The following is a 15,822-nucleotide window of genomic DNA, read 5'->3' as shown; positions in this document are numbered from 1 at the left end:
GGTGGGTGGAGGGATCAGTCGTCAGGGGGGTCGGGGATGGGACCGGGTGGCTTTCGGGAGCGGACGGGGCGGCCGAAGGGGTGCCCGGGCGGCTCGGGGCCGGCGTCACACCACCTCCGTAACGGCCGACCGGGCGTCCAGGACGGCGCAGTACACGGCCTCCGTCTCGGCCGCGACGCGCCCCCAGCCGTACCTGCGCAGCACCCGTCGCCGCCCGGCCGCGCCGCACGCCTCCCGTGCCTCGGGGCGCGAGAGGAGATCGGCGACCGCGCGGGCGAGGGACTGCGGGTCGCGGGGCGGGACCAGGCGGCCGGTCGCCGGGTCCGCGACGGTGTCGAGGTGGCCGCCGACCGCGCTCGCGACGACCGGCCTGCCGCAGGCCATCGCCTCCAGCGGCACGATGCCGAACGGCTCGTAGTCCGCCGGGCACAGCACCACGTCCGAGCCCCGCAGCAGCGCGGGAACCTGTCGGCTGGACACCCCGCCGGTGAAGTGGACCCGGTCGGCGACGCCGATCCGCCGCGCGATGCCGCGCAGTCGGCGCACTTCCGGATCGTCGCCCAGCCGACCCCGTGGCGGGCCGCCCACCACGAGGAGTTCGGTGTCGGGCAGCAGGGCCAGCGCGGCGACGGAGACCGCCGTCCCCTTGCGCGGGACCAGCCGGCCCAGCTGGATCAGCCGGTGGCGCTGCGTGCGGTGCCGGGCGGCCGGACCGCGCGGGGTGAACAACTCGGTGTCGACCCCGCACGGCACGATCGCGACCTTGTCCTCCGGGATGCCCATCCGGCCCAGCTCGGCCACCTCGTCGCGGCAGGTGGCGACGACCCGGTCGCAGTCCAGGCCCACCTCGGCCTCGTGCGCGATCCGCTGCGGGGGACTGGTGTCCGCGAGCTGCTGGTGGCGCCGCTTGACGGTGCCGAGCGCGTGATAGGTGTGCAGCAGGGGCAGGCCCAGCGGGCGCGCGGCCCACAGCGAGGCCAGTCCCGACATCCAGAAGTGCGAGTGCACCACGTCGGGCGGACGGGCCCGCCACACCCGGGTCAGGTGACGGGCGAAGTCCTCCATGTACGGCAGGAGTTCGTCCTTGGGTATCGGCTCTGCCGGCCCCGCCTGCACATGGTGCACCTCGACGCCCTCGCGCAGCCGGACCCGCTCGGGCAGGTCCGGGTCGTCGCGGCGGGTGTGCACCGTCACCCGGTGACCGCGGTCGGCGAGGGCGCCCGCGAGCGCGGCGACGTGGACGTTCTGCCCGCCCGCGTCCACGCCGCCGAGCGCGGCGAGTGGACTCGCGTGCTCGGAGACGAGCGCGATGGACAGGGAACCCGGTCCATCGCCGTCGAGGGTGTGCAGCAGGGAACCGACAGATGAGGTCATGAGCACGCCTCCGTCATCACACGCTCCCAGTCGTTCAGGAAGCGCTTGAGCCCGTACCGTCCGAGCGCCGCCTGGCGCGCCCGCTCGCCGTCCTCGGCCGCGGCCTCCGGCTCGTTGAGGTAGTGCCGGGCGGCGCGGGCGAGGACTTCGGGGCGGGTGGACAGGACGCCCGCGCCGGGCGGCACCGCCTCGACCGCCTCCGTGGCGGCCAGCACCACCACCGGCATGCCCAGGTGCATGGCCTCCAGCAGCGAGAGGCCGAGGGAGGTCCAGCGCACCGGGTGCAGATAGAACCGGCGTTCGGCCATGGCCGCGTGCAGCTCGCTCTGCGGGAGGTCGGCGCTGCGGCAGCGCTCCTCGGGCAGGCCGAGATGCTCCGCCAGGCCCTCGGTGCGCATGCCGAAGACGTCCAGCGGCGCCGCCTCGGCGAGCGCGGGCAGCAGATCGGTGCCGGTGTGACGGCCGCGCCGAACCGGTTCGTTGACGACGACGGCCGCGCGGGCCAGCCGCCCCGTGTACTGGTGGCCGGGGTCGACGATGCCGTGCTCGATCACCTCGGTGCGGGTGGTGCCGCAGTCCCAGAACAGCCGGTTGAAGTGCGTGACGTGAACCAGCGTCAGATCGTCGCGGTCGGCGAAGGGATGCCGCGTCGCGGGCACGTCGCCGTCCGGCGCGTTGTGCTCCAGATATACGGCGGGCACGTCGCGTCCGGGCCGGCGGCCCCCCAGCCAGCGCTCGGCGAGCTCCAGTTCGTGCGGACGCTGGAGGACGACGAGGTCGACGTCGGTGTCCGGCAGATCCTCGGGTGTCGCCTCCCGCACCGAGGCAGGCCAGGAGAACGTCACGGCCCGGCCGAGTCCGTCGGCGTCGCGGGCGGGGGTGACCGGAACGAGGTAGGTGTGCGGGCCCTGCACGAAAGCGGTGGTCCAGGAGCCGTGCACATGCCACAGCAGAATGTTCATCGGGTCGCTCCTCGCTCCGTGCCGTCGTGTTCGCTGTCCCGGCCCGAGTGCTTCGACTTCCTCGAGTGATGGAAGTTATTCGTCACCAATGGGTGATTTTGTGATCTTTTCTCCCAAAGTGTCGCCACCGCGGCGAGCACTTCCGCGTCGGCGACCCCGTCGAGACAGGGATGTCCGGGCACCGGGCAGCGACGGGCCCTGCTGCCGGCGCACACCGCGTCCTGGTCCCCGAGCAGCACATGCGGCACGCCGTACGGCCGCCACCGCTCGGCCGGCACCACCGGGGCGAACAGCGACACCACCGGCGTCCCCACCGCGGCGGCCAGATGCGCCGGACCGGTGTTGCCGGACACCGCCACCCGCGCCCCGGCGAGGACGCCCGCCAACTGCCGCAGATCCGTGAGGCCGCCGAGGTCCAGGGCGTGGGCGCCCGCGACGCGCGCGGTCAGCTCCCGCTCCCCGGGCCCGCCGGTGACGACGACCCGGTATCCCGCGGCGGACAGCGCCGCCCCGGCCCGTGCCGCCCGCTCGGCGCTCCAGGCCCGAGCGGGCACCGCCGCCCCCGGATGCAGGACCACATACGGTTCGGATCCCGTGAGATGGGTGGTGTCCGGGGGCGGCGTCACGCGCAGCGCCCCGTCGTCGCCCGGCGGCAAGGCGAAACCGGCGTCCCGCGCCAGGTCCAGGGCCGCCTCGGCCTCGTGCCGGTGCGGCTGCCGGTGGTGCCGCAGGTCGAGCAGCGCGCCCGGGTAGTCCTCGCTGTCGGCCGCCGTCCAGCCGACCTCCGCCAGCTTCAGCAACAGGGCCGTCGGCAAAGGGCTCTGGTGGTACGACACCAGGATCAGGGCGCGGTCGAAGCGCCGGGCGGCCAGGGTCTGGAGCAGCTCCCGGGTGTCCGCGCGGGACACCGGCGCCGGTTCCAGGCCCACCCAGGGGGCGTCGTGCACCAGCACCTCGTCCACGCCCGGCAGCAACTGCCCGGCGCGTGCGCCCTGTGGTCCGCAGAGCAGCGCGGTGTACGACGAACCCGCTGCCACGGCCCGTACGGCGGGGCCGGCGAGCAGCACGTCGCCCGCGCTGTCGAGACGGACGACCAGGGAACGGGGGAGCGTGGAGGAGGGGACCGTCATGACACCTCCGGGGTCCGGAGGACGGCGTCGGCGGGGACGCTGACGCCATCGGCGAGGGCGCCGCTCGCGCGGGCCGTGTCCGCGCGGACTTCGTCCGCCGGGGCCAAGAGGTCCGGGGCGGAGAGGTCCGGGGCGAGGGGGTGCGCGGCGGAGTCTGCGGCACTTCCGGGAGCCAGGGCGAGCCGCACCGCCGTCAGCAGGTCCGGCGCGGTGCACGCGGCGGCTGCCGTCTCCTCGGGGCGGGTCGTCGGCGTCGGCACCAGGACGCCGCGCGCACCGGCGGCCTCCGCGGCGCCCATGTCCGCACCGATGTCGCCGATGACGACCGTCCGTTCCACCGGCGCCCCGAGCCGTGCGCAGGCCGCCAGCACCAGACCCGGCGCGGGTTTGCGGCAGCCGCAGCCCTCGTCCGGACCGTGCGGGCACACGGCCCACACCTCGAACGGGCCCAGCACCTCCTCCACCCGCCGCTGCACCGCCTCCACCTGACGCCGCGTCAGCAGCCCGCGGGCCACGCCGGACTGATTGCTCACCACCCCGACGGGGACACCCCGCGCCCGGACCTCGTCGACGGCCGCGCGCGCCGTCGGCATCGGCTCGACCCGCGCGGGATCGCCGTTGTAGGGCACGTCGGCCACGAGGGTGCCGTCGCGGTCGAACAGGACCGCCGCCGGAAGCCGCCCGCCGACACCGTGGGGGCGGGAGGCGGCGGCGGGCGGCCCGGCGTAGAGCCAGGGCCCGGTCGTGGCGGTCGGGCGACGAGGCGTCATGAGCGCACCCGTTCCCGGTCCTCGTCCGGCCGCAGCGGCACGAGCGGCGGCTCGTCCGGGCCGTGCGCGGTGACCGGCGGGGTGCCGTGATGGACCACCTGCCCGCGCAGCCAGTGCCAGACGGCGACGGGTGGGATGGCCACGCTGGTCAACGCCATGGTGGCGACCTCGTCACGGGTGCGCGGCCCCGGGACGATCCGGGCCAGCGCGAACTCGGCCGTCCCCGCCAGCCACACCGCGGCGCAGACCGAGGCCGCCCGCCGCCGGCGCAGGGCTGCACAGGCCAGCGATGCCGCCGCCGCCCCGGTCACCGCGAGGTGGCGGGGCAGCCGCCCGCGTGGCGCGCCCGCCCGCCGCCACCACGTCGGGCCGTGCAGCCGGGTCATCAGCACGTCGTCGGCGTTGCCCGCCTGGGCGCGCACGGAGACCCACCGGTCGGCCGGACGCACCGGATGGGTCGTGCAGCGTTCCCCGGGGGCGATCTCCCATCCGGCGGCGAGCACCCGCAGCGCCAGATCCGCGTCCTCCCGGAACGCCCGGCGGAAGCGTTCGTCGAAACCGCCGACCGCCTCCAGCGCCGCCCGCCGGTACGCCATGTCCGCGGTGATCCAGCGTGCGGTGGCGAGCCCCGCGGTGTTGCGCTCCCAGTCGGTGGGCCGCCGGTCCGGCGGCAGTGGGACGTCGATCCGCGCGGTGACCGCGCCCGTGCGGGGGTTCGCTGCGGCCAGGTCGAGGGTCAGATCCTCGCCCCAGGACGGACCGGGCACGACGTCGTCGTCGAGGAACACGATCCAGGGCGCCCGCCCGGCCGCCCGCCAGCCGATGTTGCGCGCTGCGGCGGGTCCGCGGGCGCCACCCCGCACGACGGTGGTGAGGGACCGCAGGGACTCGGGCACGTCCAAGGGCGCCTGCGATGCCTCGGGGCGGTCGTCGACGAGGACGATCCGGTCGGGCCGGGGACCGCCCGCCCGGCCGAGCGCACGCAGGCACACGGTCAGGCTGGGGCGGCCCAGCGTCGGGATCACCACCGCGTGGTCGGCCGTGCCCGGCGCCGTTCGCTCCGTCATCAGGCCCTCCCGTCGTCGGCCGTGCGGAAGAGGTCGCCGCGCCGGATCGCGTAGGGACCGATCGCCAGCAGGTCCACCGGGGAGGAGCCGAAGCACTCGAGCGCGTCGCGCGGATCGTCCACCATGGGCCGGCCCGCCGTGTTCAGGCTGGTGTTGACCACCACCGGCAGCCCCGTGCGCCGCTCGAACGCGCTCAGCATGCGCGCCACCAGCGGCTCCCGTTCCGGATCCACGGTCTGGATCCGGGCCGTGCCGTCGACGTGCACGACCGCCGGGATGCGCTCCCGCCACTCGGCGGCCACATCGTGCACGAACAGCATGTACGGGCTGGGCAGCGGCCCGTCGAAGATCTCGCCCGCCCGGTCGGCCAGCACCATCGGCGCCACCGGCCGGAACTGCTCCCGCCCCTTGACGTCGTTGAGGCGTTCCAGATTGCCCGCGTGACCAGGATGGGCCAGCAGCGAGCGATGGCCGAGCGCCCGGGGTCCGTACTCCGAACGCCCCTGGAACCACGCCACGATCGCGTTGCCCGCCAGCGCCTCCGCCACCGTCTCGGCGATGTCCGCGGGCCGCTCGAACGGCACGGCGGCCGTCTTCAGCCACGCCCCCAGCTCGGCGTCGGACCAGTCCCGCCCGAGGTCGGCGCCCGGCATCGGCTCCGGCGCCTCCCCCCTCTCCGCGGTCAGCAGGAGCGCCCCGCCCAGCGCGGTGCCGGCGTCACCGGCCGCCGGCTGCACCCACACCCGGGAGAAGGGGCCCTCCCGTGCGATACGGGAGTTGGCGACGCAGTTCAGCGCGACTCCGCCGGCCAGCGTGAGCACGCTGTGGCGGGTCCGCCCGTGCAACCAGCGCACCAGGTCGAGCAGCGTCTCCTCCAGCACGGCCTGCGCGCTCGCGGCCACGTCCGCGTGCTCCTGCGTCCACGGCTCCTCGGCGCCGCGCGGCGGGCACAGCTCGTGCCAGGGCACCCCGGTGGCGCGGAACCCGCCGTCCCCGGTCGGATGCACATACCGGCGCAGCTCCGCAAGCATCCGCGGGGTGCCGTGCGAGGCGAGCGCCATCACCTTGAACTCGTCGGACGAACGCAGAAATCCCAGATGCTCGGTGAGTTCCTCGTAGACCAGGCCCAGGGAGTGCGGCAGCTCCTGGGCGTGCAGCGCCTCCAGCCGGTCGCCGACGCGGCGGGCCGCCAGGTGGGAGGCCCGTTCCCCGCGCCCGTCCAGGACCAGGACGGAGGAGTCGCCGGCGTCGGGAGCGGCGAACGCGCTGGACGCGGCGTGCGCCATGTGGTGCGGCACGAAGCGCACCTTCGCGGCGTCCAGGCCGGGCAGCGCGGTCGCGAGGAAGTTCGGCGCCTCCCGGGCGTACGTCTGCCGCAGATGGTCCCAGGGGTCGTCCAGTCCCATGGCGTCGGCCGACCGTGCGAGACCGGGGTCGTAGGAGTAGGCGACGGCGTCGAGGTCCTGCGGGCGCAGGCCGGCCCGCCGCAGGCACCATGCGGCCGCCTTCTCCGGCAGTTCCCAGGCGGAGAACGGCACCGGCCGCTTGCCGTGCTTGCGGCGGGAGAACCGCTCCTCCTCGGCGGCCGCGACGGTTCGGCCGTCGATCACCAGGGCGGCGGCGGGGTCGTGGAAGAGGGCGTTGATTCCGAGGATGCGCATGGGGTTCCCAGGTCTCTCGCGTCGTGGTGAGCCGGGCGTGTGCCGGTGGTGGGCGGGGCCGGCTCAGTGGTCGTCTGCGGCCGGTGCGAGGTCCGCGGCACGCGGTTCGCACTCCGCGGTCGCCCGGAACCAGTCGATCGTGCGTCGCAGTCCGTCCTCCGCGCGCACGCGCGGTTCCCAGCCGAGCTTGTCGCGGGCCAGCGTGATGTCCGGGCAGCGGACCGCCGGGTCGTCGGTCGGCCGTTCGATGAACCGGATCTCCGAGGCGGACCCGGTCAGCTCGATCACCAGGCGGGCCAGGTCGAGCATGGTGATCTCGGTGGGGTTCCCGATGTTCACGGGTCCGCGCATGCCGTGCGCCGCCGCCGCGAGGATGCCGCGGACGGTGTCGTCGACATAGCACAGCGACCGGGTCTGGCGGCCGTCCCCCGTGACCGTGAGGGGCTCGCCGCTCAGCGCCTGGCGGACGAAGGTCGGCACGGCACGGCCGTCGTGGCCGCGCATCCGGGGGCCGTAGGTGTTGAACAGCCGCACGATGCAGGCGTCCGTGCCCTCCGCCTCGGCGTGCGCCGTGGTCAGGGCCTCGCCGAACCGCTTGGCCTCGTCGTACACGCTGCGCGGACCGACCGGGTTCACATGCCCCCAGTACCGCTCGTCCTGCGGGTGCTGCTGCGGATCTCCGTACACCTCGGACGTCGACGCCAGCACGAACCGCGCCCCCGACCGGTGCGCCAGCTCCAGCGCGTTGCGGGTGCCGGCGCTGCCGGTCTCCATGGTGTGCAGCGGCAGCCGCAGATAGTCCGCCGGCGAGGCCGGGGAGGCGAAGTGCAGAACAAGGTCGGGCGGCCGCTCTACCGGGAGCCGCTCGGAGACGTCGGCGTGCACGAGCATGAACCCGGGGCGGTCCAGCAGCGGCGAGACGTTCTCCGGGCGGCCGGTGCTGAAGTCGTCCACACAGGTGACCGCGGTGCCCGCGTCCAGCAGGGCCGCGCACAGGTGCGAACCCACGAAGCCGGCGCCGCCGGTGACGACGGCGTGCTCCCAGTCGCGTGAAGAAGTACTGGTCATTCAGGTCTCCTCTGCATGGGCGAGTACCCCTGCCAGCCTCCGCCGCCGAAACGGCCGCGGCTCGGTGGTGTACTGCATCGGAGTGATCCACGGAGCGTGACCGCGCGGGGAACGGGGGCCGGACCGCCCGATCCGCGGGCTCGGGACGCCGGTTTTCCTACCGGCCCCAGCCTGATCCCGGCGGTCCGCCCCGGCGGTCCCCGCCTGCCGTCGTGACCGCCGGGGCGTGGAGACGCACTGCGATGGTGCGCGTCCGAGACCCGTGGAACCATGGGCGTACCCGTCGTCCGCCGGGCCGGTCCCGGCCGGGCGGGACAACCTGGCCGCGACCCGGCACCGGCCCTCTTCCCGCCCGAAAAACCACGTCGGGTGTTTCCCCCGAGTCGCGGAGGCAACCCGTGCCCGAACGCGCGGCGGCGGCCCACCGGGCTCAGGCCCGTCGCCCCGCCCGTGCGCCCCGGACGAACACCCTGCTCAGCGCCACGGAACAGGAGTTCCGGATGACCATGACCACACAGCTTCCGCCGTCCGAACGTCTGGCCCCGCGCATCGGCCTCCTCGGCTCCTACGGCGGCTACAACCTCGGCGACGAGGCGATCCTGACCTGCGTCCTGAGCTGTCTGCGCACCCACCGCCCGCAGGCCCGGCTCGTCGTCTTCAGCCGCAACGCCGAACACACCCGCGCCCACCACCCGTCCGCCGACGAGGTCGTCGACTGGGAGGGCGTCCCGCAGAAGCAGATCCTCGACGTCCTGTCGGGCCTCGACCTGCTGGTCCTCGGCGGCGGCGGCATCCTCTACGACGGCGAGGCGCGCCGCTACCTGCGGCTCGTCGCAGCCGCCCAGGCCCACGGCGTGCGCACCTTCGCCTACGCGGTCGGAGCCGGTCCGCTGCGCGAGGCGGAGGACCGCGAGGCCGTGCGCACCGTGCTGACGGCCATGGACGAGGTCGTCGTCCGCGACGAGGAGTCCCGGCTGGTGCTCGAGGAGGCCGGACTCGAACGCGATCTGGTCGTCACCGCGGATCCGGCGCTGCTGCTGCCGCCGGAACCCTTCACCGAGCAGATGATGCGACAGGAAGGCATTCCCGAGCACAACCGGTTGGTGGGAATGTCGGTCCGCGAGCCGGGCCGGGCCGCGGAGAAGCTCGACGAGAGCGACTACCACGCCCTGCTGGCCGACGTCGCGGACTTCCTGGTGCGCCGTTTGGACGCCCATGTGGTCTTCGTGCCCATGGAACGCCAGGACGTCCACCACGCCCACGGTGTGCTCTCCCGGATGACCGCTCCCGACCGGGGGCGGATCCTGCACAGCGTCTACAGCCCGGGGCAGGTCCTCGGCTTCATGAGCCATCTGGACCTCGTCGTCGGCATGCGCCTGCACTTCGTGATCTTCGCCGCTCTCTCCGGCCTGCCCGTGCTGCCCCTGCCCTACTCGGGCAAGGTCTTCGACTTCGCCCGCCGGATGGGAGCGCCCGCGCTCGTCGGCGTGGCCCGCGAACAGGCCGGGCTGCTGCTGGCCGAGGTGGACCGGCTCTGGGACGAGTTCCCTCAGCGCCGCCCCGACCTCGAGGAACGCATCGCGAGGCTGCGAGCCCTGTCCGAGGAGACCTGCGTGCGCTGCCAGGCGGTGCTCGACACGCTGGACGAGGCCGTCGGCGCCCCCGAGGCGGAGCAGCCCGGGCTGCATCTGCTCAGGCCGGGTACCGGAACCGCGAACTGACCGCCCCCGGACGCGGAACTCCCGGCGGCCCCGCCCGCCGACGCCGGGCGGGCCGCAGCCGGACCCATCAGCCGACGGGAAGAAGCGATGCCGATCCTGGAACGACCGCAACAACCCCGGACGATCACCCTGCCCCCGCGCGACGCCCAGTACGGGGGCCGTACGCAGGTCCTGGTCGTCGGCGGCGGCCCGGCCGGCACCGCCGCGGCCTACGCGGCGGCCGATGCCGGCGCCGACGTGGTGCTGGTGGAGCGGTACGGCTTCCTCGGCGGCAATGCCACGGTCGCCCTCGTCATGCCGTTGATGTCCTTCCACAACGAGCGCAAACAGGCCGTGTTCACCGAACCCGGCCAACAGGGGGACCGGTTGCTGCCGACCGACCACGGCGAGGGCGAGGCGGTCGTCGCCGGCTTCCTGTGGCGGCTGCTGGACCGGCTGAACGAGCGCGGCGGCTGCATCCCGCCCTCGCTCGGCACCGGCTACACCGTGCCCTTCGACCCGGAGATCTTCAAACTCGTCCTCCTGGACCTGCTGGACGAGGTGGGCGTGCGGATGCTGTTCCACTCCTTCGCCTCCGCAGCGCTTCCCCTGGACGACGGCTGGCGGGTGGTGTTCGAGACCAAGTCCGGTCCGGTGGCGATCGACGCCGACGTCGTGGTCGACGGGACCGGTGACGGCGACGTCGCCGCGGCCTGCGGAGCCGCCTGTGAGGTCGGCCGGCCCCAGGACGGGCTGGTGCAGCCGATGACGCTGATGTTCCGCATGGTCGACTTCATGCGGCCGAAGTTCTCCGCGTACGTGCACGACCACCCCGACCAGTGGCGCGGCGTGCACGGCCTGTGGGACCTCGTGGAAGAGGCCACCAAGGCGGGTGAACTCACCCTGCCCCGCGAGGACATGCTGTTCTTCGGCACTCCGCACGCCGGCGAGGTGAGCGTCAACAGCACCCGGGTCACCGGTGCCCTGGGCATCGACGTGTGGGATCTCAGCCGCGCGGAGTACACCGCCCGCCGCCAACTGGAACAGATCGAGCGCTTCCTGCGCCTGCACGTACCCGGCTTCGAGGAGTCCTACGTGGTGCAGAGCGGCACCCAGATCGGGGTGCGCGAGACGCGCCGCATCCTCGGCGACTACCACCTCACCGGGCACGACGTCATGGAGGCCCGGTCCTTCCCCGACGTCGTCGCGCACGGCGCGTACCCCGTCGACATCCACAATCCGAAGGGCTCCGGCACCATCCTCATGCGCGTCCCGCCGGGACGTTTCTACGACATCCCCCTGCGCTGTCTGCTGCCGCGCGACATTGACCGTCTGCTCGTCGCGGGCCGTTGCATCTCGGGCTCCCATGTGGCCCATTCCTCCTATCGGGTCATGCCCATCGCCATGGCGACCGGTCAGGCGGCGGGCGTCTGTGCAGCGCTGGCGACCCAGCAGGGCCGGGCACCGCGCGAGGTGCCCCACGCACTCGTCCAGCGCGAACTCCTGCGCCAGGGAGCCCGCCTGCGCCTGGAGGCGGGCTCCACCGCGCCATAGAGCGTTCGGGTGCCGCCTGTGCGGCCGTTTCGCGTGTCGTTCCGCGCGTCGCGCCCTTGTCGCCTGCCGCCTGCCGCCGCCGGGCGCTGTGCTGACTCGGTGGGTGGTGGTTGTCGCGTTGCGGGCGGACTCGTTGTGGGCAACGCGTTCCCCGGTCCACCGTCCCTCGGTCGTGACGCCTTGCCATGCGTCCGGGGCGACGACGCCGACGGCCCCCGGGCCCTGTCGCCGGGAGGACCCGGAGTGGCCGGCTGCGCCCCAGGCGGCCCCGCGTACCGGTGACCGGTCGGGCGGCTCAGAAGGAGTCGACGAGCCGCAGGTAGCGCCGCCAGTCCCAGTGCGGCCCGGGATCGGTGTGGTCCGTGCCCGGTATCTCGTAGTGCCCGATGATGTGCGCGCGGTCCTTCGGGATGCCGTGCCGCGTGCAGATAGCCGCGGTCAGCCGCGCCGACCGCTCGTAGAGCACGTCGGTGAAGTGACCGGGCCGGTCCACCCAGCCCTCGTGCTCGATGCCGATGCTGCGGACGTTGCGGTCCCAGTTCCCCGCGTGCCAGGCGATGTCGGACTCGCGGACGCACTGCGCCACATGACCGTCGGCCGATCGCACCAGGTAGTGGGAGGACACCGCCTTCTTCGGATTGTGGAAGACGGCCAGCGCGTTGGCGTACGAGGTCTGGGTGACATGGACGACCACGAGGTCGATCGGGCGGACGACGGAGCTGTCCGCCACCGTGTAGTTGGCGCTGTTCGCGGGTTGCCACTGGGCGGACGGGTGGTCGGGGGCCGGCGTGCGTGCGTCCGCCGTCGGCCTCGGCAGCAGCGCGTAGGGCACTGCGGCGAGCGCGACTCCCCGCAGAATCCGGCGGCGCCCGGGGAGCGCCACGGCCCGTCCCGCCTGCCGCTGCATCTGCAGCGGTGCGGGAATCGCCGTTCCGCTGCGCGTCTCCTTCGGCATGAGCCGTCCCCCGTTCGACAGTGATTTCCCTGGGACGTGAGCCTGGGGCGTCACGTGTGAAATCACGGTACGGGGCTCGCCGACCGGGCCGAGAGGCGTGGTGGACAGCCATCCGGTTGTGGAGAACTCGCTCCCCCACACGAGTGGGGACTACTTCACACGGCGGGCCGGTCCCGTCCCGCCACCCCCGCCGGATCGTCGAGCACCGCCCGCACCACCGAGTGCGCGGCCCCGAGCAGCGGCCCCTCGGGGCCCAGCCCGGACACGGTCACGGGACAGGCCGGACCCGCGGTCCGCCGGGCCAGCTCGGTCCGCAGCGACGGCAGCAGCCAGGGCGCCAGCCCGGAAAGCGCGCCGCCCAGCACCACGCTCTCTGGGTCCAGCAGATTGACCGCGCCGGTCAGCGCGATGCCGAGCGCCTCGCCCGCCACGCGCAGGGCCCGTCGTACCTCCTCGTCGCCATCGGTGGCGCGGCCTGCCAGCAAGCCGACCCGGTCCTCGCCGGGTTCCAGACCGGCCGCCCGCAGCACCGCCTCCTCACCCGCGTACTGCTCCAGGCACCCGCGCCCGCCGCAGCCGCACTCCGGACCGTCCGGCCGGACCGGGACATGGCCCAGCTCGCCCGCGAAACCGCGGGTTCCGCGCAGCAGTCGCCCGTCCACGACGACACCCGCACCGATACCGATCTCCGCCGACACGTGCAGGAAGTCCCGCGGCGTGCCTTCACCGAGCCACAGTTCGGCAAGGGCGCCGAAGTTGGCCTCGTTGTCCACGGTGGGCGGCAGCTCCGGGGGCAGCAGGGCGCCGAGGTCCGTGTCGTGCCAGTCGAGGTTCGGGGCGCGGACGACGGTGCGGGCGTCGCCGGCCACCAGACCGGGCACGGCCACGGCGAGACCCGCGGGCCACAGCCCTTCGCGCTCCGCCTCGGCGACGACCTGGCGGATCAGCGCGGTGAGGTCGCCGACGACCGGCTCGGGGGCACGACCGCGGTTGGTGCCGGGCCGTACCACTCGCACCCGTACCTGTCCGCGCAGGTCGACCGCGCACGCCGCCAGGTGGTCGACGCCGATCTCCGCGCCGATCCCCGCAGGGCCGCTGCCGCTGACGGCGAGGGCCGATCCGGGACGGCCCCGGCCGACGCGGCCGGGCCGCTCGGGGCCCAGTTCCTCGATCAGGCCGGCCCGGATCAGCTCGTCGACCAGGGTCGAGACCGCGGCACGGGTCAGACCTATGCGCGAGGCGACCGCGGCCCGCGACAACGGACCCTCGGCGCTGACCGTGTGCATCACCCGGGCCAGGTTGCGGCGGCGCATGCCCTGCTGGGTGTCCGGCAGGGCACGCCCCGGGCCGGCCGGGTGGTCCTTGTGCAGCGGTGCGGTCATGCCCCCGTCCTCAGTGGCTCTCCGTCCCGCGCTCCAGCAGCGGGGCCGCGTCGGAGAGTACCCCGGAGATCCTCGCCAGCGTCTCGTCGTCCCGCTCCACGGCCTCCAGCACCGGTCCCCGGGCGGTGTCCCAGCGCCGGGCGACCGCCGCCGGGTCCTCACCGGTGAGCAGCCCGGCCGCCTGCGCCGCCGCGCCGAGGGCGACCAGTTCCTTGGCCTCGGGCACCTGCACGGGCCGTCCGGAGAGCCGTCGTACCGTCTGCTGCCAGGCCGTGCCCCGGGCGCCGCCGCCGATCAGCAGCAGCGGCGTCGAGCGGTCCGCGTCCTCGTCGAGGACCAGGTCCAGCGCGCCCAGCAGCGAGTGGACGGCGCCGTCGTAGGCGGCCTGCAGAAGCTGACCGGGCGTGGTGTCGTGGCGCAGGCCGTGCAGCAGTCCCGAGGCGTTGGGCAGGGCGGGGGTTCGCTCGCCGTCCAGGTACGGCAGCAGGGTGACGCTCGTGCCGGGCTCGACGGCCTCCCGCTCCAGGCCCAGCAGGGCGGCGACGCGGTCGACGGCGAGCGTGCAGTTCAGGGTGCACGCCAGCGGCAGCCAGTCGCCGCGTGCGTCGGCGAAGCCCGCCACGGTGCCGGTCGGGTCGGCCGGCCGCTGCCGCGTGACGGCGTACACCGTGCCCGAGGTGCCGAGGCTCAGCACCGGAGTACCGGGCCGCAGACCGAGGCCGAGCGCGGCGGCGGCGTTGTCGCCGGTTCCCGGCGCGACCAGGGTTCCCTTGGAGAACGGCAGGTCGTGGCCGTCGCGCACGGTGCCCGCGACCTCGCCGGGACGCACCACACGCGGCAGCAGCGCCGGGTCGAGACCCACGTGCGCGAGGATCTCCGCGTCGTACGACTCGGTCCCGGACGCCCACCAGCCGGTGCCCGAGGCGTCGCCGCGGTCGGTCGTGCCCTGGCCGGTGAGACGTTCGGTGAGGTAGTCGTGCGGCAGGCGCACCGCCTTCGTCGCGCGTACCGCCTCCGGCTCGTGCTCGGCGAGCCAGGCCCACTTGGTGACGGTGAAGGACGCGGCCGGCACGCTGCCCGCGCGCTCCGCCCAGACCTTCGCGCCGCCCAGCTCCTCGATCAGCCGACGGGCCTGCGGGGCGGAGCGCACGTCGTTCCACAGCAGGGCGGGGCGCACCGGTTCTCCGTGCTCGTCCAGCGTGACGAGGCCGTGCTGCTGGCCGCCGATGGACACCGCGGCGGCCTCGCGGGCGGCGTCGCCGCACTGCTCCAGGGCCTGGCACAGGGCGTCCCACCACTGGCGCGGGTCGCTCTCGCGGCCGGCTCCGGAGGACACGGTGTGCCGTGCCTGGCCGCTCGCCACCACCCGCCCGGTGGCGGCGTCGACGACCAGCGCCTTCGTGGACTGGGTGGACGAGTCCACACCGACGACGAGCGGACCCTCGGCTGCTGACATCGGATTTTCTCCCTTTTCCGCTGCTCGGCGGGGATGTGATGGCGGTCGGAGACACGATGTCTCTTCCCAGAGCTGCGTTGGCATACTAATTTGTAAACCGCCATGACGAAATAGTCAGCGAGCAAGGAGCCGTGGCATGACGTACCAGCCCACCCCCGATGACAAGTTCACCTTCGGTCTGTGGACCGTCGGCTGGCAGGGACGGGACCCGTTCGGCGACGCGACGCGCGGCGCCCTGGACCCGGTCGAGACGGTGCAGCGCCTGGCCGCTCTCGGCGCCCACGGCGTGACCTTCCACGACGACGACCTGATCCCGTTCGGGTCCTCGGACACCGAGCGCGAGTCGCACGTCAAGCGTTTCCGGCAGGCCCTGGACGCCGCCGGCATGACCGTGCCGATGGCCACCACCAACCTGTTCACGCACCCCGTCTTCAAGGACGGCGGGTTCACGGCGAACGACCGTGACGTGCGCCGTTACGCGCTGCGCAAGACGATCCGCAACATCGACCTCGCGGTCGAGCTGGGCGCGAAGACCTACGTCGCCTGGGGCGGGCGCGAGGGCGCGGAGTCGGGGGGCGCCAAGGACGTGCGGGCCGCCCTGGACCGGATGAAGGAGGCGTTCGACCTGCTGGGCGAGTACGTCACCGGGCAGGGCTACGACATCCGCTTCGCCATCGAGCCCAAGCCCAACGAGCCGCGCGGCGACATCCTGCTGCCGACGGTCGGCCACGCGCTGGCGTTCA

General features: G+C 74.0%; 13 protein-coding genes. 3 read left to right on the top strand and 10 right to left on the bottom strand.

Annotation, left to right across the window (positions count from 1 at the left end; translation table 11 throughout):
* Positions 1-105: 105 nt before the first annotated feature.
* The 7 genes from ACZ6KF_RS25780 to ACZ6KF_RS25750 all read right to left on the bottom strand — a co-directional run bounded on the left by ACZ6KF_RS25780 (position 106) and on the right by ACZ6KF_RS25750 (position 8,032).
* Positions 106-1,374 carry a glycosyltransferase gene (locus ACZ6KF_RS25780; protein WP_469159986.1) on the bottom strand — a complete coding sequence of 423 codons (1,269 nt, stop codon included), beginning with the start codon at positions 1,372-1,374 and terminating at the stop codon, positions 106-108.
* A complete protein-coding gene (locus ACZ6KF_RS25775) occupies positions 1,371-2,336 on the bottom strand; it encodes a glycosyltransferase (RefSeq protein ID WP_356630745.1) in 966 nt (321 codons plus the stop codon). Before ACZ6KF_RS25775 ends, ACZ6KF_RS25780 begins: the two co-directional genes overlap by 4 nt.
* Positions 2,333-3,466, bottom strand: a complete 1,134-nt coding sequence (locus ACZ6KF_RS25770) for a glycosyltransferase family 9 protein (RefSeq protein WP_356630743.1) — start codon at positions 3,464-3,466, stop codon at positions 2,333-2,335. The genes ACZ6KF_RS25775 and ACZ6KF_RS25770 overlap by 4 nt, the downstream gene beginning before the upstream one ends.
* Positions 3,463-4,236, bottom strand: coding sequence for a D-glycero-alpha-D-manno-heptose-1,7-bisphosphate 7-phosphatase (locus ACZ6KF_RS25765; protein ID WP_469159987.1), 774 nt, complete (start codon positions 4,234-4,236; stop codon positions 3,463-3,465). Before ACZ6KF_RS25765 ends, ACZ6KF_RS25770 begins: the two co-directional genes overlap by 4 nt.
* The gene (locus tag ACZ6KF_RS25760) at positions 4,233-5,303 is read right to left on the bottom strand and encodes a glycosyltransferase family 2 protein (RefSeq protein ID WP_469240547.1); all 1,071 of its coding nucleotides are present in this window, start codon (positions 5,301-5,303) and stop codon (positions 4,233-4,235) included. Before ACZ6KF_RS25760 ends, ACZ6KF_RS25765 begins: the two co-directional genes overlap by 4 nt.
* Entirely contained in the window at positions 5,303-6,964 is a 1,662-nt protein-coding gene (locus tag ACZ6KF_RS25755; protein WP_469240545.1) for a carbamoyltransferase family protein, read from the bottom strand. Before ACZ6KF_RS25755 ends, ACZ6KF_RS25760 begins: the two co-directional genes overlap by 1 nt.
* Positions 6,965-7,027: 63 nt before the next feature.
* The gene (locus ACZ6KF_RS25750) at positions 7,028-8,032 is read right to left on the bottom strand and encodes a UDP-glucuronic acid decarboxylase family protein (RefSeq protein WP_356630735.1); all 1,005 of its coding nucleotides are present in this window, start codon (positions 8,030-8,032) and stop codon (positions 7,028-7,030) included.
* A 500-nt stretch (positions 8,033-8,532) separates the two neighbouring features.
* Between ACZ6KF_RS25750 and ACZ6KF_RS25745 the strand changes: the two genes are divergently transcribed.
* A complete protein-coding gene (locus ACZ6KF_RS25745; RefSeq protein WP_356630733.1) occupies positions 8,533-9,753 on the top strand; it encodes a polysaccharide pyruvyl transferase family protein in 1,221 nt (406 codons plus the stop codon).
* 87 nt (positions 9,754-9,840) lie between these two features.
* Complete coding sequence (locus tag ACZ6KF_RS25740) at positions 9,841-11,286, top strand: FAD-dependent oxidoreductase (RefSeq protein WP_469240543.1); 1,446 nt, start codon at positions 9,841-9,843, stop codon at positions 11,284-11,286.
* 295 nt (positions 11,287-11,581) lie between these two features.
* Here the strand turns inward: ACZ6KF_RS25740 and ACZ6KF_RS25735 are convergent, their stop codons facing one another.
* The 3 genes from ACZ6KF_RS25735 to xylB form a co-directional block, all read right to left on the bottom strand.
* Entirely contained in the window at positions 11,582-12,193 is a 612-nt protein-coding gene (locus ACZ6KF_RS25735) for an N-acetylmuramoyl-L-alanine amidase (RefSeq protein WP_356631026.1), read from the bottom strand.
* A gap of 203 nt (positions 12,194-12,396) precedes the next feature.
* Positions 12,397-13,623 (bottom strand): ROK family protein, encoded by a 1,227-nt coding sequence (locus ACZ6KF_RS25730; RefSeq protein ID WP_469159992.1) that lies wholly within the window; start codon positions 13,621-13,623, stop codon positions 12,397-12,399.
* Between the two features lie 10 nt (positions 13,624-13,633).
* Positions 13,634-15,079 (bottom strand): xylulokinase, encoded by a 1,446-nt coding sequence (xylB, locus tag ACZ6KF_RS25725; protein ID WP_469178156.1) that lies wholly within the window; start codon positions 15,077-15,079, stop codon positions 13,634-13,636.
* 136 nt (positions 15,080-15,215) lie between these two features.
* Between xylB and ACZ6KF_RS25720 the strand changes: the two genes are divergently transcribed.
* Positions 15,216-15,822 (top strand): TIM barrel protein (locus tag ACZ6KF_RS25720; protein WP_469240541.1); only part of this gene is annotated, 607 nt, incomplete at its 3' end.

It is taken from the genome of Streptomyces sp. NPDC046379 (assembly GCF_055587785.1).
The sequence above is the reverse complement of the archived record's forward strand: the minus strand, read 5'-3'. Positions and strand labels throughout refer to the sequence as shown.